Origin of the sequence: Chryseobacterium sp. KLBC 52 (genome assembly GCF_003347605.1) — a bacterium.
GTDB lineage: Bacteria > Bacteroidota > Bacteroidia > Flavobacteriales > Weeksellaceae > Chryseobacterium.
In genome coordinates, this window is sequence record NZ_QDFZ01000004.1 from 220,972 (window position 1) to 236,427 (window position 15,456).

Here is a 15,456-nt window from a genome sequence, read left to right on the forward strand (position 1 = left end):
TTAATCTTCTATCCAGCTTTGAGCGCTTTTTACAGCTTTCTTCCAGAAATGGGTCATTTTATCCACCTGTTCTCTGTTTAATTGAGGGTGGAAATCTTTATCTACAATCCATTGTTCCTGGATTTCGTCGATACTTTTCCAGTATCCTACTGCAAGTCCTGCAAGGTAGGCAGCTCCAAGAGCTGTAGTTTCCAGTGTTTTCGGTCTTGTGATTTTAAATCCGAAAAGGTCAGATTGTATCTGCATCAGAAGATCACTTGCAGATGCACCACCGTCTACTCTTAATTCAAGACTTGCTTTTCCGGAATCGGCTTCCATTGCTTTTACAATATCATAAACCTGAAATGCAATTCCTTCCAGGGTTGCTCTTGCGATATGGGCATCGGTCGTTCCGCGGGTAATTCCTACAATAGTTCCACGGGCATACTGATCCCAGTAAGGAGCACCAAGGCCAGTTAATGCAGGAACAAAATAAACGCCTCCATTATCTTCTACTGAAGCGGCCAGTTCATTCACCTGATCAGAAGAATGAATAAGCTTAAGACCATCTCTTAGCCATTGGATGGCGGCACCTCCTACGAATACACTTCCTTCGAGAGCGTAGTTCACTTTTCCATTGATTTTCCAGGCTACTGTTGTTAGAAGATTGTTTTTAGAAGAAACAGCTTCCGTTCCTGTATTCATTAATAAGAAACATCCTGTTCCGTAAGTGTTTTTTACCATTCCCGGAGTGGTGCACATCTGTCCGAATAAAGCAGCCTGCTGGTCACCGGCAATACCCGCGATTGGAATTTTGGTAGAGAATAGAGTAGTAGCGGTCTCTCCGTATATCTCACTGCTTTGTTTTACTTCAGGAAGAATGTTTTTAGGAATGTCAAACAATTCTAATAAATCATTATCCCATTCTAAAGTATGAATATTAAGAAGCATTGTTCTGCTGGCATTGGAAACATCAGTGATAAACATTTTTCCACGAGTCAGTTTCCATACAAGCCATGTATCAACAGTTCCGAAACATAATTTTCCTTCTTCGGCTTTCTGTCTTGCTCCTTCTACGTTATCAAGAATCCATTTTAACTTAGTGGCTGAAAAGTAAGCATCCAGAACCAATCCTGTTTTTTCTTTGATGGTTTCTGCATGTCCTTGTTCTTTCAGTTCGTCGCAGTATTTTGAAGTTCTTCGGTCCTGCCATACAATAGCATTGTAGATAGGTTCGCCGGTTTCCTTATCCCAAACAATGGTAGTTTCACGTTGGTTGGTAATTCCGATAGCGGCAACTTCCAGTCCGGAGATTCCTGCTTTTGCTATAATTTCTGCTGCTACGGAGATCTGCGAAGACCAGATTTCGTTTGGATCGTGCTCTACCCAGCCTGGGGTAGGAAATATTTGTCTGAAATCTTTTTGAGATACATATTCTATTTCTCCACTATGGTTGAAGAGAATCGCTCTGGAGGAAGTTGTTCCCTGATCTAGAGCGAGGATAAGCTTTTCATTCATGTATATAGTGCTAATTTAGGTTGATAACTTTAGGGGAATAAGGTGTTAATAAATACCCTTTTGCCAATTCAATGAATTCATTTTCCTGCTGCTGAGCCCATTCTTCAGAATATCCTTTCTCTTCAGCAATGATTCTTGCTACGTTATGAGCACTGTCTATAGCTGCTCTGGCATCCAGGAACAGTAGACGTACTCTTCTTGCCAGAATATCTTCAATGGTCTCTGCCATTTCGGATCTTACAGCCCATACTACTTCTGCTACGGTGAAAGGGTGATCCGGATGGATTTTCTGATCGTAACGCGGATTGCTTTGTTGTAATGCTTTGATAGCAGGAATATCAGATCCATACACGTAGAGATGGTTGGTTCTGTCTACCTGTTCCGGTTTTACATTTCCATGAATAGAAAGATGCTCCGTTTTAGATGGGTTATTTCCCAGCCTGTGAACTTTCATTGCTTCGTCTACGGTGTCTTCTGCCATTTTACGGTAGGTGGTCCATTTTCCTCCGATAATAGAAACTAATCCGGTTTCTGAAGTAATAACTTTATGGCTTCGGGAAACTTCTTTGGTACTTTTGCTTCCGTCTTTAGGAGCTGCAAGCGGACGAAGACCCGCGAAAACAGATTTTACATCTTCACGCGTTGGCTTTTTAGCCAAATATTGTCTTGCTGTATTTAAAACAAAGCTGATTTCTTCTTCCAGTGCACGAGGCTCAAAGCTTTCGTCCTTCAAAAGAGTATCGGTAGTTCCTACCAAGGCTCTGTCATGCCATGGCACAACAAATAAAACCCTGCCGTCCGATGTTTTCGGAATCATGATGGCATCATCGCTTTTCAGGAAGGATTTATCCAGTACCAGGTGAATTCCCTGACTTGGTACTACAAGTTTACCATGCTTAGGGTTGTTCATATTAAGAATATCATTTGTAAATACACCGGTTGCGTTGATCACTACTTTACCGTGTATCTGATATTGCTGTTTGGAAAACTGGTCTTCTGCAACGACGCCTATTACTTTATCAGAAGCATCTTTCAAAAGGTTGATTACTTTCACATAGTTAACGGCACTTCCCCCTTTCTCAATGATCGTTTGGGTAAGGTTGATCGCAAGTCTGGCATCGTCAAACTGTCCGTCCTGGTAAACAACACCACTCATTAAATGATTTTGTTCAATAGTAGGAAGCTTTTCCACTGTTTTCGCTTTGCTGATGTATTTCGTTTTACCCAGGCTTAGTTTTCCCGCAAGGAAATCATAAACAGATAAACCTATCTTATAGTAGATTCCTCCCCACCATGTGTAGTTGGGGATAATGAAAGACTGATTTTTTACGATATGAGCGGCGTTCTTTGCTAAGAGTCCTCTTTCCTTTAATGCTTCTTTTACCAATCCGACATCTCCCTGAGCGAGATATCTAACTCCGCCGTGTACCAATTTGGTACTTCTGCTGGATGTTGCTTTTGCGAAGTCATGAGATTCAAGTAATAAAGTTTTGAATCCCCTGCTTACCGCATCTAATGCTGAACCTAAACCACTGGCTCCTCCTCCTATGACAATAAAGTCCCATTCTTTTACATTGGTTAACTTACTGAGTTCTTCGTTTCGTTTCATAAATGTTTCGTTTATGTTTCGTTTTCAAATATATAAATTAAAAATGAAAGCAAAAAGAAAATAAATGAAATTTTAAGATGTCGAAAAAAAACGGTAATTTTGATGAAACGAATAAAATGGAAAAGCTATTACCAAGGCAGGATGAAATACTTAAAGAGCTGGATGAGAAAGGACATGTGCTTGTTCAGGATCTGTGTGAAAAGCTCAATGTTTCTTCAGTTACGATCCGAAAGGATCTGAACTATCTCGAAAGCCTGGGGCTTCTTTTCAGAAATCATGGAGGAGCAAGCAAGCAGGTAAGATATGCTTATGAAAAAAATGTAGGGGAGAAAGAAAGCATCAATGTGGAGGCGAAACAGGTGATTGCCAAAGCAGCATTGTCATTGATTCAGGAAAATGATTGTATTATACTGGCGTCCGGAACAACCATGCATTATCTTGCCAGAATGCTGGTGAATTTTGGGCCGCTTACGGTATTGACATCTTCTTTACGGGTGGCAATTGAACTTTGTAATAATCCTAACATTAATATTATACAATTGGGAGGTGAGGTACGAAAAAGCTCTACTTCTATAGTGGGTTCTATTTCTGAAGGAATTCTAAAACAGTTTTCTTGCAATAAACTTTTTCTGGGCGTAGATGGAATTGATCCTGAGTTCGGAATCAGTACTTCCAATGCTGCAGAAGCTCATCTGAATCAGATTATGATGGAATGTGCAGATCAGACGGTGATTCTTGCGGATTCTTCCAAACTAAATAAGAAAGGATTCGGAAAGATTGCAGCCTTGGATCAGGTGGATTATCTTATTACGGATAGTGGCATTTGTGCTGAGGACAGGGCCGGGCTGGAAGAAGTGGGAGTGAAGGTAATGGCTCAGTAAGGTCTTCATCTTAATTTCTTTTTAAAAATCAAAATAAATCTTTGGGAAATTGGTTCTGAATTTTTTCAAAATTATCTAATTGATTAAAAATCAAAATATTTTAGTCGAAATATTTGTCAGTTACAAAATTATTCATAAATTTGCACACTCATTTTAGGGGCGTAGTATGCCTATATCAAAAGTAGAAATTACTTCAGACTTCCGAAAAATGGTGATAAATAAAGGATAAATTTTATTATAATATAAACAATGTCAGGTATTATTGGTAAAAAAATCGGTATGACATCTTTGTTTAACGAAGAAGGGAAAAACATTCCTTGTACAGTTATTCAAGCTGGTCCATGCTCGGTTTTACAGGTCAGAACCTTAGAAAACGACGGTTATACAGCTGTTCAGTTAGGTTTCGATGACAAGAGTGAGAAGAACGTTGGTAAAGCGTTAGCTGGCCATTTTAAAAAGGCTGGTTCTGCTCCTAAAGCTAAATTAGTAGAATTCCACAACGGATTCGCTGAAGTGAAAGTAGGAGAAGAAGTAAAAGTTGATCTATTCGCTGAAGGTGAATATGTTGACGTAACAGGAACTTCAAAAGGTAAAGGCTTCCAGGGTGTTGTTAAGAGACACGGATTTGGAGGTGTAATGCAGGCAACTCATGGTCAGCACAACAGACTTAGAGCTCCAGGTTCTATCGGTGCTGGTTCAGACCCTTCAAGAGTATTCAAAGGGATGAGAATGGCTGGAAGAATGGGAGGTAAGCAGGTAACTGTTCAAAACCTTCAAGTGTTAAAAGTTGATCAAGAACAAAATCTTTTAGTAGTAAAAGGTGCTGTTCCGGGAGCTAAAAATTCTTATGTAATTATCAGAAAATGGAACTAGTAGTATTAAATACATCAGGAAAGGAGACCGGAAGAAAAGTAACTCTAGACGAAACAGTATTCGGAATTGAGCCAAATCAGCACGCGGTTTACTTAGAAGTTAAACAGTATCTTGCTGCTCAAAGACAAGGTACTCATAAAGCAAAAGAAAGAAGCGAAATTACTGCTTCTACTAAAAAGCTTAAGAAGCAAAAAGGATCAGGATCTGCTAGATACGGAGATATCAAATCTCCAGTATTCAGAGGTGGAGGTAGAGTATTCGGACCAAAACCAAGAGACTACAGATTCAAACTGAACAAAGCTCTTAAGAGATTGGCTAAAAAATCTGTTTTATCTCAAAAAATGAGAGACAACAGCATTAAAGTTTTAGAAGATGTGAGCTTTGACGCTCCTAAGACTAAAGATTTCATCAATGTATTAAATGCATTGGAACTTAACGGTAAAAAATCTTTATTCGTTCTTCCTGAAGCTAACAAGAATGTGTATTTATCTTCAAGAAACTTACCTAAAACTAAAGTAATGAACTTCAACGAGATCAGTTCTTACGATTTAGTAAACGCTGGTGAGATCATTTTCTTCGAAGGTGCAGTTGAAAAATTCCAGGAAAATTTAAAGAAATAAATCATGTCAGTTATTATTAAACCAGTTATTTCAGAAAAGGCTAATTACCTTACAGATTTAAGAGGTTCTTATTCTTTCTTAGTGAATCCTAAGGCGAATAAAATCGAGATCAAAAAAGCTGTTGAGGCAGCTTACGGTGTAAAAGTAGCAGACGTTAACACAATGATTTATGCTCCGAAGGTTTCTTCAAAGTACACTAAAAAAGGTCTTCAAGTAGGAAAGACAAATAAATTGAAAAAAGCGGTAATCAAACTTGCTGAAGGTGAGGTTATCGATATTTTTGCTGTAAATTAATTATTAATTATAAATAATAGTAATGTCTGTTAGAAAATTAAAACCTATCACCCCGGGACAGAGATTCAGAATTGTAAACAATTTTGAGGAAATTACTACCAACAAACCAGAGAAATCTCTAACAGTTGGTATTAAAAAGTCAGGTGGACGTAACCAAACAGGTAAAATGACCATGCGTTACACCGGAGGTGGACACAAAAAGAAATACAGAATTATTGACTTCAAAAGAAACAAAGCAAACGTTGAAGCCACTGTAAAATCTGTAGAATACGATCCAAACAGAACTGCATTTATCGCTTTATTAGAGTACGCAGACGGAGAGAAGAGATATATCATCGCTCCAAACGGTATCAAAGTTGATCAGAAAGTAGTATCAGGAGAAAGCGTTGAACCAAACGTAGGTAACGCAATGAAATTGAAAAACATTCCATTGGGTACTGTAATCTCTTGTGTTGAAATGAAGCCTGGACAAGGTGCAATTTTAGCAAGAAGTGCTGGTTCTTCAGCTCAATTAACTTCCAGAGATGGTAAATATGCAATCATCAAGTTACCTTCAGGAGAATCAAGAATGATCCTTACTGAATGTATGGCAATGATTGGTTCTGTTTCCAACTCAGATCACCAATTAACTGTATCAGGTAAGGCTGGTAGAAGCAGATGGTTAGGTAGAAGACCAAGAACAAGAGCGGTTGTAATGAACCCAGTAGATCACCCAATGGGTGGTGGTGAAGGACGTTCTTCAGGAGGTCACCCAAGATCTAGAAACGGTAAACCAGCTAAAGGTTACAAAACTAGAAAGAAAAACAAAGTGTCTAACCGTTACATCGTATCTAAAAGAAAATAATTATGGCAAGATCACTTAAGAAAGGACCGTTCATTCATCATACTTTAGATAAGAAGGTTCAGGCAAATATAGAGTCTGGTAAGAAGACAGTTATCAAAACTTGGTCTAGAGCATCTATGATCTCTCCGGACTTCGTAGGACAAACTATTGCTGTACACAACGGGAAATCTTTTATCCCGGTTTACGTTACAGAAAACATGGTTGGTCACAAGTTAGGCGAATTTTCTCCAACAAGATCTTTCAGAGGTCATGGTGGTAACAAAAACAAAGGAAGCAGATAATCATGGGATCAAGAAAACAAGATAGTTCAATCGCAAGAAAAGAAGCTAACAAAGACGTTGTAAAAGCTTCATTAAATAATTGCCCGTCTTCTCCAAGAAAAATGAGATTAGTTGCTGATATCATTAGAGGAGAGCAGGTAGACAAAGCACTTTATATCCTAAAATATTCTAAGAAGGATGCTTCTAACAAGTTAGAAAAATTACTTCTTTCTGCTATGGCTAACTGGCAAGTGAAAAACGAAGGTGCTGACATCGAGGAAGCAAACCTTATCGTTAAAGAAATATTTGTGGATAGTGCAAGACAATTGAAGAGACTAAGACCAGCTCCGCAAGGTAGAGGGTATAGAATCAGAAAAAGATCTAACCACGTTACATTAATCTTAGGTAACAAAGAAAATTAATCAAGGTATGGGACAGAAGACAAATCCAATTGGTAACAGATTAGGTATCATCAGAGGATGGGATTCTAACTGGTTTGGTGGAAACGATTATGGAGACAGAATCGCTGAAGACTACAAAATCAGAAGATACCTTGAAGCTAGATTATCTAAAGGTGGTATTTCAAAAATTTATATTGAAAGAACTTTAAAATTAGTTACAGTAACTATTACTACTGCTAGACCGGGACTTATCATCGGTAAAGGAGGTCAGGAAGTTGATAAATTGAAAGAAGAGTTGAAGAAACTTACAGGTAAGGATATTCAAATCAACATTTTCGAAATCAAAAGACCTGAATTAGATGCTGTACTAGTTGCTGATAGTATTTCTAAGCAAATTGAAAACAGAATTTCTTACAGAAGAGCTGTTAAAATGGCAATGGCAAGTACTATGAGAATGGGTGCTGAAGGTATCAAAGTTCAGATCTCTGGTAGATTAAACGGAGCTGAAATGGCAAGATCAGAATCTTTCAAAGAAGGAAGAATTCCATTGTCAACTTTCAGAGCTGATATCGATTACCACTGGGCAGAAGCTCACACTACTTACGGTAGACTAGGGGTTAAAGTTTGGATCATGAAAGGTGAAGTTTACGGTAAAAGAGAACTTTCTCCACTAGTGGGACAACAGAAAAAAGGAGGTCAGTCAGACAGAGGAAACAGAGGAGGAGACAGAGACAACAGAAGACCTAGAAAAAACAACAACAATAACAATAATAATTAAAATTTTAGATTAGAAATTTTGAATTTTAAATTACCGTTACTTTTTTAAAATTAAAAAAAATCTAAAATCTAAAATCTAAAATCTAAAATTTAGAAATTATGTTACAACCAAAAAGAACCAAATTCCGTAGAGTTCACAAGATGAAGATGAAGGGGAATGCCCAAAGAGGTAGTCAACTTGCATACGGAACTTTTGGGATCAAAGCAACGGAAGGAGCTTGGATCACTGCAAGACAGATTGAAGCAGCTCGTATCGCTGCGACAAGATATATGAAGAGAGAAGGTCAACTATGGATCAAAATCTTCCCGGATAAGCCAATTACTAAGAAACCAGCGGAAGTACGTATGGGTAAAGGTAAGGGTGCTGTTGAATACTGGGTAGCTGTAGTAAAACCAGGTAAAATTATGTTCGAAGTTGGAGGTGTACCTTACGATATCGCTAAGGAAGCTCTTAGACTTGCTGCACAAAAATTACCAGTAGTTACTAAATTCATCGTTGCTAACGATTTTGTTAAACCTCTATAATCTTTGAATACAATGAAAAATGCTGATATTAAAAATTTAAGCGCGGGTGATATTCAAGCTCAATTAACTGAAGCAAAAGCTCAATATTCTAAATTGAAATTGGCTCATGCAATCAGCCCAATTGAAAACCCGATTCAAATCAGAGATTTGAGAAAAACAATCGCAAGACTAAACACTGAGTTAACTAACAAACAATAATTTCATTTTACAATGGATAGAAATTTAAGAAAAGAAAGAATCGGAGTGGTTTCCAGCAATAAAATGGAAAAAACTATTGTTGTTAGTGAAACTACAAGAGTAAAGCACCCGATGTACGGTAAATTCGTTTTGAAAACGAAAAAATATACTGCACACGACGAGAACAACGAATGCACAGAAGGTGATACAGTTTTGATCCAGGAAACTAGACCTTTGAGCAAGAGCAAGAGATGGAGATTAGTAAGAATCATTGAAAAAGCTAAGTAATAATGTTACAAACAGAATCAAGATTAAAAGTTGCTGATAACACAGGTGCTAAAGAAGTACTAGTGATCAGAGTTCTGGGAGGAACCAGAAGAAGATATGCTTCAGTTGGTGATAAAATCGTTGTTACGATCAAGGATTCTACGCCATCTGGAAACGCAAAAAAAGGTCAGGTATCTAAAGCTGTAGTAGTAAGAACTAAAAAAGCAGTAAGAAGAAAAGATGGTTCATACATCAAATTCGACGACAATGCTTGTGTATTACTAAACGCAGCGGGAGAAATGAGAGGAACGCGTGTTTTCGGACCAGTTGCTCGTGAGTTGAGAGACAAAGAATATATGAAAATCATTTCATTAGCTCCTGAAGTACTTTAATTTTAAAAATTTTTAAAAGAAATGTCAAAGTTAAAAATAAAAAGAGGAGATAACGTAATCATTACTACTGGTAAGAAAGATATCAAAGGTAAGACTGGTGAAGTTATTGAAGTGATCAAGAAAGAAGGTAGAGACCCAAGAGTAATCGTTGCAGGACTTAACATCGTTAAAAAACACGTTAAGCCTTCAGCTTCTAATCCTCAAGGAGGAATTACTGAGAAGGAAGCTTCTATTCATATCTCAAACGTAGCTTTAGTTGGTAAAGACGGAAAAGCTATCAAAATCGGTTACAAAATCGAAGGAGATAAGAAAGTAAGAATTAACAAAAAAACGGGTGAAACTTTATAATTTGAATTAACATGGAATATATAGCAAGACCCAAAAAAGCATATAAAGAGACAATTGTTCCTGCAATGATGGAAGAATTCGGGTATAAGTCAGTAATGCAAGTACCTAAATTAGAGAAAATCGTTGTATCACAAGGTTTAGGTGATGCTACTGCAGACAAAAAAATCATTGATTATGCTGTAGAAGAGCTTACAAATATCACAGGTCAAAAAGCTGTTGGTACAATCTCTAAGAAAGACGAAGCTGCTTTCAAATTGAGAAAAGGTATGCCAGTAGGTGCAAAGGTTACCCTAAGAGGAAACCAGATGTATGAATTCTTAGACAGACTTACTGCTTCTGCTTTGCCTCGTATCAGAGATTTCTCTGGAATCAAAGCTGATGGTTTCGATGGTAGAGGTAACTACAACTTAGGTATTACTGAGCAGATTATCTTCCCTGAAATCGTAATTGACAAAGTGAAAAAAATCCAGGGGATGGACATCACTTTCGTTACTACTGCGAAAACAGATAAAGAAGCTAAAGCATTATTAACTCACTTCGGTTTACCATTTAAAAAGAACTAAGAAATGGCTAAAGAATCAATGAAAGCGCGTGAGCGCAAAAGAGAAGCACTAGTTGCTAAATACGCTGCTAAAAGACAAGCTCTTAAAGAAGCTGGTGATTACGAAGGACTTCAAAAATTGCCTAAAAATGCTTCTCCTGTAAGATTACACAACAGATGTAAACTAACAGGTAGACCAAGAGGATACATGAGAACGTTCGGTATTTCCAGAGTAACTTTCAGAGAAATGGCAAACAACGGTCTTATCCCAGGTGTAAGAAAAGCTAGTTGGTAATTATTACTAATTAAAAAATCGGAACAATTAAGTTGTTCAGATACTAAAGATAAAAATATCAGACCGAAGATTTCTGAAGTCTGATATTTTACTCTTCAAGTCTTTGCAAAACTGATTGTTCTTTAACCAATAATTTATAAAAGAAAAATGGTAACAGATCCAATTTCAGATTTCCTAACTAGAGTAAGGAACGCACAAAGCGCAGGCCACAAAGTGGTGGAAATTCCTGCATCGAAAATCAAAAAGGAGATTACTAAGATCCTATTTGATCAAGGGTATATCTTAAACTACAAGTTTGAAGATAACGCTGTTCAAGGAGTGATCAAAATCGCTTTAAAGTATGATAAGCAAACTAACAAACCGGCTATCAAGTCTATCCAAAGAGCTTCTAGACCAGGTTTGAGACAGTACAAAGGTTCAGCTGAGCTTCCAAGAGTACTAAACGGTTTGGGTATTTCTATCATCTCTACTTCTAAAGGAGTAATGACTGACAAGAAAGCTAGAGAAGAGAAAGTAGGCGGTGAAGTAATCTGCTATGTTTATTAATTTTTAATCAGAGGAAAATGTCAAGAATTGGTAAAGCAATTATAACAATTCCAGCAGGAGTTACAATCACTGAAAACAACGGTGTAGTAACTGTAAAAGGAGCTAAAGGAGAACTTTCTCAGGAGCTTACTGCAGGAATTACTATAGAACAAAAAGATGGTGAACTTAACGTAAACAGACCATCTGATTCTAAACAACACAAAGCGCTTCACGGTTTATACAGAGCGTTAATCAACAACATGATTGTTGGTGTAAGTGCTGGTTTCGAAAAGAAACTTGAACTAGTAGGGGTAGGATATAGAGCTTCACACGCAGGTCAAAAACTTGAGTTGGCTTTAGGATTCTCTCACGGTATCGTATTAGAACTTCCAAGTGAAGTAAAAGTTGATACATTGACTGAAAAAGGTAAAAACCCAATTATTACTTTAACGTCTCACGACAACCAACTTCTAGGAATGGTAGCTGCAAAGATCCGTTCTTTCAGAAAGCCTGAACCATACAAAGGAAAAGGTGTAAGATTCGTAGGAGAAATTGTTAGACGTAAAGCTGGTAAATCTGCTTAATAAATTATAAGTATTATGGCATTAAGTAAATTAGAAAAAAGAATAAGAATCAAAAGAAGAGTAAGAGGGAAAATCTCTGGATCTTCTGAATTGCCAAGATTATCTGTATACAAAAGTAATAAGGAAATTTACGCTCAGTTAATCGACGATAAAAATGGTAAAACTTTAGCATCAGCTTCTTCAAGAGAGAAAGGTGTAGACGCTAAAGGTACTAAGACTGAAGTTTCTGCTGCTGTTGGTAAAGCTATCGCTGCTAAAGCTATCGCTGCAGGAATCGAAAGTATTGTATTTGACAGAAACGGATTCGTATACCACGGTAGAGTAAAAGCTCTGGCTGATGGTGCAAGAGAAGGTGGACTTAAATTCTAATCATTAAATTTCGGAAAATATGTTAGGACTAGATAATATAGAAAGAGTAAAACCGGGAGGATTAGAATTAAAAGATCGTCTCGTAGCTGTTAACAGAGTAACAAAAGTAACCAAAGGAGGTAGAGCTTTCGGATTTTCTGCTATTGTTGTAGTAGGTAACGAAGAAGGTGTTATCGGTTTCGGTTTAGGAAAATCTAAAGAGGTTGCTTCTGCAATTGCTAAAGCAGTTGAAGACGCTAAGAAAAACCTTGTGAAAGTTCCTGTAATGAACCATACTATCCCTCACCAAACTACTGCTAGATACGGTGGTGCAGATATCTTCTTAAGACCTGCTTCTCACGGTACAGGATTGATCGCCGGAGGTGCGGTAAGAGCGGTATTGGAATCTGCTGGTATTCACGATATCCTTTCAAAATCTAAAGGATCTTCTAACCCTCACAACGTGGTGAAAGCTACTTTCAAAGCGTTATTAGACATCAGAAGACCTGAAGAAATCGCTAGAATGAGAGGGATTTCTCTAAGTAAAGTGTTTAACGGTTAATAATTAAAGCAATGGCAACAATTAAAGTAAAGCAAGTAAGAAGCGCTATTGGTAGAACAAAAACCCAAAAGAGAACGCTTGAAGCATTAGGATTAAAAAAACTTCACCAAGTTGTAGAACATGAAGCTACTCCTTCCATCTTAGGAATGATCGCTGCTGTAGGACACTTACTTGAAGTTCAAAAATAATTTTATAAAAGAGAAATTAAAATGAATTTAAATAACATAAAACCTGCTGCAGGATCTACTTTCAACTCAAAGAGAATTGGTAGAGGTCAAGGTAGCGGAAAAGGAGGTACTTCAACAAAAGGACACAAAGGTCAGAAAGCTAGAGCTGGTTATTCTCAAAAAATCGGTTTCGAAGGTGGACAGATGCCTTTACAAAGAAGATTACCTAAATTCGGATTCAAAAACGTAAACAGAAAAGAGTTTAGAGGAGTTAACCTTGATACTATCCAAACTTTAATCGAGAACAAATCCATCACTGGAGAAATCACGAAAGAAGTTCTAATAGCAAACGGGATAATTTCTAAAAACGAATTAGTGAAAATTATGGGTAGAGGAGAATTGAAATCTGCGGTTTCAATCTCTGCTGACAAATTCACTAAATCTGCTGAAGAGCTTATTGCTAAAGCAGGTGGAAAAGCAATTACCTTATAATACTTACTAATGAAAGAATTTATACAAACACTTAAAAATATTTGGAGTCTTAAAGAACTTAGAGATAAAATTCTCTTTACTTTAGGTATTATCCTTGTGTATAGATTCGCATCTTATATCTCGCTTCCTGCAATTAACCTTGCAGAGGTGGGAGATCTCTTAGAGCATTATAAAAATCAAGGCGGTAACAAGCAAGGAGCAGGTCTCCTTGGCTTGCTTTCGTCGTTTACGGGGGGAGCTTTCAGCCACGCTTCCGTAATGGCGTTAGGAATCATGCCTTATATTTCTGCTTCTATTATTGTTCAGTTGATGGGGATGGCTATTCCTTATCTTCAGAAGCTTCAGAAAGATGGAGAGTCAGGTAGAAATACATTGAACCAAATTACAAGATGGTTAACGATTGGAGTTTGTCTGGTACAGGCGCCTTCTTACTTAACTTCTATTACTCAATTATTCTTACCATATGCTCAGTTCCAGTCTGCATACTATGTAGAGCCAAATTCAATCATGTTCTGGTTACCAAGTATTGTTATTTTGGTTGCCGGTTCAGTATTTGCAATGTGGCTAGGTGAAAAGATTACCGATAAAGGAATCGGAAATGGTATCTCTATCCTTATTATGGTGGGGATCCTTTCAAGATTGCCTGAGGCATTCGTACAGGAGATGGCCGTGCAGAACGGAAAAGGAGGAATGGGATCTATCATGATCCTTATTGAAGTATTATTCTGGATGGTGGTTGTTCTTTTAGCAGTGATCTTATCAGTTGCTGTTAGAAAAATCCCAATTCAGTATGTAAGCAGAGCTCAAGCAAGAGGAGGTGTAAACAGAAATCTTATGCAGGGAGCAAGACAATGGATTCCATTGAAAGTAAATGCTGCTGGTGTAATGCCGATTATCTTTGCTCAGGCATTGATGTTCGTACCAGGATTATTAACAAAATTCGATGAGTCTAATACTTTTCTTGCAGGTTTCAAGAATGTTTTTAGCTGGCAGTACAACGTATTGTTTGCGCTATTAATTATTATCTTCTCATTTTTCTATACTGCGATTACAATTCCGGTAAACCAGATGGCTGATGATTTGAAGAGAAATGGAGGTTTAGTACCAAAAGTAAGACCAGGAAAAGAGACCGCTGATTATTTAGATGATATTTTATCAAAAATTACCTTGCCAGGTGCAATATTTTTGTCTATCTTTGCAATCCTTCCGGCAATTGTGCATGGAACCTTTGTTCAGACAGATGCGTTTGCCCTATTTTTTGGGGGAACGTCCCTATTAATTATGGTGGGTGTAATTTTAGATACAGTTCAACAGATTAATACATATCTGCTGAACCATCATTATGATGGCTTAATGCAGTCTAAATTATCAAGAACGACTGGATATTAATTTATGGCAAAACAAAAACATATTGAACAAGACGGCGTTATAACGGAAGCACTTTCGAACGCTCAGTTCCGTGTAGAACTAGAAAATGGGCATATTCTTATCGCTCATATTTCTGGTAAAATGAGAATGCATTATATTAAACTTTTACCTGGTGATAAGGTAAAACTAGAAATGTCTCCTTATGATTTATCAAAAGGGAGAATCACATTTAGATATTAAACAAACGCCAAATGGAATCTTCGGATCTCCATTTGGCTCTTGTTAAAAAATAAATACTATCAAAATGAAAGTAAGAGCATCAATTAAAAAAAGAAGCGCTGATTGCAAAATCGTACGCAGAAAAGGTGTACTGTTCGTAATCAACAAGAAGAACCCAAAATTTAAACAAAGACAAGGTTAATTAAATTATGGCGAGAATTGCAGGTATTGATTTACCAAAAAACAAAAGAGGAGTTATCGGTTTAACTTACATTTATGGTGTTGGAAGAAGTACTTCTTCTGAAATCCTTAAAGCTGCCGGTATCAGCGAAGACAAAAAAGTCAACGAATGGAATGACGATGAATTGGCTGCCATCAGAACTTATATCTTAGAAAACGTAAAAGTTGAAGGAGAATTAAGATCTGAAGTGCAATTGAACATCAAGAGATTGATGGACATAGGATGCCAACGAGGAATACGTCACAGACTTGGATTACCTTTAAGAGGCCAGAGAACGAAAAACAACTCTAGAACCAGAAAAGGAAAGAGAAAAACTGTTGCTAACAAGAAAAAAGCTAGTAAATAATCG

At 37.3% G+C, this 15,456-nt stretch carries 27 protein-coding genes; 25 read left to right on the top strand and 2 right to left on the bottom strand.

The window, feature by feature from the left end; translation table 11 throughout:
- Entirely contained in the window at positions 1–1,497 is a 1,497-nt protein-coding gene (glpK, locus tag DDF69_RS05840) for a glycerol kinase GlpK (RefSeq protein ID WP_114819948.1), read from the bottom strand.
- A 10-nt stretch (positions 1,498–1,507) separates the two neighbouring features.
- Positions 1,508–3,106: a glycerol-3-phosphate dehydrogenase/oxidase gene (locus DDF69_RS05845; protein WP_114819949.1), complete on the bottom strand. Its 1,599-nt coding sequence runs from the start codon at positions 3,104–3,106 to the stop codon at positions 1,508–1,510.
- Between the two features lie 116 nt (positions 3,107–3,222).
- Here DDF69_RS05845 and DDF69_RS05850 point away from each other — a divergent pair, with 116 nt between their 5' ends.
- The 25 genes from DDF69_RS05850 (at position 3,223) to rpsM (ending at position 15,453) form a co-directional block, all read left to right on the top strand.
- The gene (locus tag DDF69_RS05850; RefSeq protein ID WP_114820020.1) at positions 3,223–3,987 is read left to right on the top strand and encodes a DeoR/GlpR family DNA-binding transcription regulator; all 765 of its coding nucleotides are present in this window, start codon (positions 3,223–3,225) and stop codon (positions 3,985–3,987) included.
- A 249-nt stretch (positions 3,988–4,236) separates the two neighbouring features.
- Positions 4,237–4,860, top strand: coding sequence for a 50S ribosomal protein L3 (gene rplC, locus DDF69_RS05855; protein WP_047427595.1), 624 nt, complete (start codon positions 4,237–4,239; stop codon positions 4,858–4,860).
- Positions 4,851–5,480, top strand: coding sequence for a 50S ribosomal protein L4 (gene rplD, locus DDF69_RS05860; protein ID WP_034694672.1), 630 nt, complete (start codon positions 4,851–4,853; stop codon positions 5,478–5,480). The genes rplC and rplD overlap by 10 nt, the downstream gene beginning before the upstream one ends.
- 3 nt (positions 5,481–5,483) lie before the next feature.
- Complete coding sequence (gene rplW / locus DDF69_RS05865) at positions 5,484–5,774, top strand: 50S ribosomal protein L23 (protein WP_002983204.1); 291 nt, start codon at positions 5,484–5,486, stop codon at positions 5,772–5,774.
- 22 nt (positions 5,775–5,796) lie between these two features.
- The gene (rplB, locus tag DDF69_RS05870) at positions 5,797–6,618 is read left to right on the top strand and encodes a 50S ribosomal protein L2 (RefSeq protein WP_027381305.1); all 822 of its coding nucleotides are present in this window, start codon (positions 5,797–5,799) and stop codon (positions 6,616–6,618) included.
- 2 nt (positions 6,619–6,620) lie between these two features.
- Positions 6,621–6,899 (top strand): 30S ribosomal protein S19, encoded by a 279-nt coding sequence (gene rpsS, locus DDF69_RS05875; protein ID WP_002983209.1) that lies wholly within the window; start codon positions 6,621–6,623, stop codon positions 6,897–6,899.
- Positions 6,900–6,901: 2 nt separating this feature from the next.
- Positions 6,902–7,300, top strand: coding sequence for a 50S ribosomal protein L22 (gene rplV / locus DDF69_RS05880; RefSeq protein WP_002983214.1), 399 nt, complete (start codon positions 6,902–6,904; stop codon positions 7,298–7,300).
- A gap of 7 nt (positions 7,301–7,307) precedes the next feature.
- Entirely contained in the window at positions 7,308–8,057 is a 750-nt protein-coding gene (gene rpsC, locus DDF69_RS05885) for a 30S ribosomal protein S3 (RefSeq protein WP_034694675.1), read from the top strand.
- 98 nt (positions 8,058–8,155) lie between these two features.
- A complete protein-coding gene (rplP, locus tag DDF69_RS05890) occupies positions 8,156–8,581 on the top strand; it encodes a 50S ribosomal protein L16 (protein ID WP_076596996.1) in 426 nt (141 codons plus the stop codon).
- 12 nt (positions 8,582–8,593) lie between these two features.
- Positions 8,594–8,779 carry a 50S ribosomal protein L29 gene (rpmC, locus tag DDF69_RS05895; protein WP_034694678.1) on the top strand — a complete coding sequence of 62 codons (186 nt, stop codon included), beginning with the start codon at positions 8,594–8,596 and terminating at the stop codon, positions 8,777–8,779.
- A gap of 12 nt (positions 8,780–8,791) precedes the next feature.
- A complete protein-coding gene (gene rpsQ, locus DDF69_RS05900) occupies positions 8,792–9,046 on the top strand; it encodes a 30S ribosomal protein S17 (RefSeq protein WP_027371715.1) in 255 nt (84 codons plus the stop codon).
- A gap of 2 nt (positions 9,047–9,048) precedes the next feature.
- Entirely contained in the window at positions 9,049–9,417 is a 369-nt protein-coding gene (gene rplN / locus DDF69_RS05905) for a 50S ribosomal protein L14 (protein WP_002983226.1), read from the top strand.
- 21 nt (positions 9,418–9,438) lie between these two features.
- Complete coding sequence (gene rplX / locus DDF69_RS05910; protein ID WP_047427597.1) at positions 9,439–9,765, top strand: 50S ribosomal protein L24; 327 nt, start codon at positions 9,439–9,441, stop codon at positions 9,763–9,765.
- 11 nt (positions 9,766–9,776) lie between these two features.
- On the top strand, positions 9,777–10,328 hold the full coding sequence (gene rplE / locus DDF69_RS05915; RefSeq protein WP_034694682.1) for a 50S ribosomal protein L5: 552 nt from the start codon (positions 9,777–9,779) through the stop codon (positions 10,326–10,328).
- Positions 10,329–10,331: 3 nt separating this feature from the next.
- Entirely contained in the window at positions 10,332–10,601 is a 270-nt protein-coding gene (gene rpsN, locus DDF69_RS05920; RefSeq protein ID WP_002983233.1) for a 30S ribosomal protein S14, read from the top strand.
- A gap of 147 nt (positions 10,602–10,748) precedes the next feature.
- Positions 10,749–11,147: a 30S ribosomal protein S8 gene (gene rpsH / locus DDF69_RS05925; RefSeq protein ID WP_002983236.1), complete on the top strand. Its 399-nt coding sequence runs from the start codon at positions 10,749–10,751 to the stop codon at positions 11,145–11,147.
- A gap of 17 nt (positions 11,148–11,164) precedes the next feature.
- Entirely contained in the window at positions 11,165–11,710 is a 546-nt protein-coding gene (rplF, locus tag DDF69_RS05930; protein WP_110008552.1) for a 50S ribosomal protein L6, read from the top strand.
- Positions 11,711–11,725: 15 nt separating this feature from the next.
- A complete protein-coding gene (rplR, locus tag DDF69_RS05935; RefSeq protein WP_034694689.1) occupies positions 11,726–12,079 on the top strand; it encodes a 50S ribosomal protein L18 in 354 nt (117 codons plus the stop codon).
- Between the two features lie 19 nt (positions 12,080–12,098).
- The gene (rpsE, locus tag DDF69_RS05940; RefSeq protein ID WP_002983245.1) at positions 12,099–12,620 is read left to right on the top strand and encodes a 30S ribosomal protein S5; all 522 of its coding nucleotides are present in this window, start codon (positions 12,099–12,101) and stop codon (positions 12,618–12,620) included.
- An 11-nt stretch (positions 12,621–12,631) separates the two neighbouring features.
- Complete coding sequence (gene rpmD, locus DDF69_RS05945) at positions 12,632–12,808, top strand: 50S ribosomal protein L30 (RefSeq protein ID WP_027371710.1); 177 nt, start codon at positions 12,632–12,634, stop codon at positions 12,806–12,808.
- Between the two features lie 21 nt (positions 12,809–12,829).
- Positions 12,830–13,279 carry a 50S ribosomal protein L15 gene (rplO, locus tag DDF69_RS05950; RefSeq protein WP_114819950.1) on the top strand — a complete coding sequence of 150 codons (450 nt, stop codon included), beginning with the start codon at positions 12,830–12,832 and terminating at the stop codon, positions 13,277–13,279.
- A gap of 9 nt (positions 13,280–13,288) precedes the next feature.
- On the top strand, positions 13,289–14,668 hold the full coding sequence (gene secY, locus DDF69_RS05955; protein ID WP_034694694.1) for a preprotein translocase subunit SecY: 1,380 nt from the start codon (positions 13,289–13,291) through the stop codon (positions 14,666–14,668).
- A 3-nt stretch (positions 14,669–14,671) separates the two neighbouring features.
- A complete protein-coding gene (infA, locus tag DDF69_RS05960; RefSeq protein ID WP_027381317.1) occupies positions 14,672–14,887 on the top strand; it encodes a translation initiation factor IF-1 in 216 nt (71 codons plus the stop codon).
- 64 nt (positions 14,888–14,951) lie between these two features.
- The gene (gene rpmJ / locus DDF69_RS05965) at positions 14,952–15,068 is read left to right on the top strand and encodes a 50S ribosomal protein L36 (RefSeq protein ID WP_007839480.1); all 117 of its coding nucleotides are present in this window, start codon (positions 14,952–14,954) and stop codon (positions 15,066–15,068) included.
- A gap of 7 nt (positions 15,069–15,075) precedes the next feature.
- Positions 15,076–15,453, top strand: a complete 378-nt coding sequence (rpsM, locus tag DDF69_RS05970) for a 30S ribosomal protein S13 (RefSeq protein WP_034694696.1) — start codon at positions 15,076–15,078, stop codon at positions 15,451–15,453.
- Positions 15,454–15,456 lie beyond the last annotated feature (3 nt).

Coding starts and splice junctions, on each gene's coding strand:
- glpK (WP_114819948.1), bottom strand. CDS start 1,497: ATGAATGAAAAGCTTATCCTCGCTCTAGATCAGGGAACAACTTCCTCC.
- DDF69_RS05845 (WP_114819949.1), bottom strand. CDS start 3,106: ATGAAACGAAACGAAGAACTCAGTAAGTTAACCAATGTAAAAGAATGG.
- DDF69_RS05850 (WP_114820020.1), top strand. CDS start 3,223: ATGGAAAAGCTATTACCAAGGCAGGATGAAATACTTAAAGAGCTGGAT.
- rplC (WP_047427595.1), top strand. CDS start 4,237: ATGTCAGGTATTATTGGTAAAAAAATCGGTATGACATCTTTGTTTAAC.
- rplD (WP_034694672.1), top strand. CDS start 4,851: ATGGAACTAGTAGTATTAAATACATCAGGAAAGGAGACCGGAAGAAAA.
- rplW (WP_002983204.1), top strand. CDS start 5,484: ATGTCAGTTATTATTAAACCAGTTATTTCAGAAAAGGCTAATTACCTT.
- rplB (WP_027381305.1), top strand. CDS start 5,797: ATGTCTGTTAGAAAATTAAAACCTATCACCCCGGGACAGAGATTCAGA.
- rpsS (WP_002983209.1), top strand. CDS start 6,621: ATGGCAAGATCACTTAAGAAAGGACCGTTCATTCATCATACTTTAGAT.
- rplV (WP_002983214.1), top strand. CDS start 6,902: ATGGGATCAAGAAAACAAGATAGTTCAATCGCAAGAAAAGAAGCTAAC.
- rpsC (WP_034694675.1), top strand. CDS start 7,308: ATGGGACAGAAGACAAATCCAATTGGTAACAGATTAGGTATCATCAGA.
- rplP (WP_076596996.1), top strand. CDS start 8,156: ATGTTACAACCAAAAAGAACCAAATTCCGTAGAGTTCACAAGATGAAG.
- rpmC (WP_034694678.1), top strand. CDS start 8,594: ATGAAAAATGCTGATATTAAAAATTTAAGCGCGGGTGATATTCAAGCT.
- rpsQ (WP_027371715.1), top strand. CDS start 8,792: ATGGATAGAAATTTAAGAAAAGAAAGAATCGGAGTGGTTTCCAGCAAT.
- rplN (WP_002983226.1), top strand. CDS start 9,049: ATGTTACAAACAGAATCAAGATTAAAAGTTGCTGATAACACAGGTGCT.
- rplX (WP_047427597.1), top strand. CDS start 9,439: ATGTCAAAGTTAAAAATAAAAAGAGGAGATAACGTAATCATTACTACT.
- rplE (WP_034694682.1), top strand. CDS start 9,777: ATGGAATATATAGCAAGACCCAAAAAAGCATATAAAGAGACAATTGTT.
- rpsN (WP_002983233.1), top strand. CDS start 10,332: ATGGCTAAAGAATCAATGAAAGCGCGTGAGCGCAAAAGAGAAGCACTA.
- rpsH (WP_002983236.1), top strand. CDS start 10,749: ATGGTAACAGATCCAATTTCAGATTTCCTAACTAGAGTAAGGAACGCA.
- rplF (WP_110008552.1), top strand. CDS start 11,165: ATGTCAAGAATTGGTAAAGCAATTATAACAATTCCAGCAGGAGTTACA.
- rplR (WP_034694689.1), top strand. CDS start 11,726: ATGGCATTAAGTAAATTAGAAAAAAGAATAAGAATCAAAAGAAGAGTA.
- rpsE (WP_002983245.1), top strand. CDS start 12,099: ATGTTAGGACTAGATAATATAGAAAGAGTAAAACCGGGAGGATTAGAA.
- rpmD (WP_027371710.1), top strand. CDS start 12,632: ATGGCAACAATTAAAGTAAAGCAAGTAAGAAGCGCTATTGGTAGAACA.
- rplO (WP_114819950.1), top strand. CDS start 12,830: ATGAATTTAAATAACATAAAACCTGCTGCAGGATCTACTTTCAACTCA.
- secY (WP_034694694.1), top strand. CDS start 13,289: ATGAAAGAATTTATACAAACACTTAAAAATATTTGGAGTCTTAAAGAA.
- infA (WP_027381317.1), top strand. CDS start 14,672: ATGGCAAAACAAAAACATATTGAACAAGACGGCGTTATAACGGAAGCA.
- rpmJ (WP_007839480.1), top strand. CDS start 14,952: ATGAAAGTAAGAGCATCAATTAAAAAAAGAAGCGCTGATTGCAAAATC.
- rpsM (WP_034694696.1), top strand. CDS start 15,076: ATGGCGAGAATTGCAGGTATTGATTTACCAAAAAACAAAAGAGGAGTT.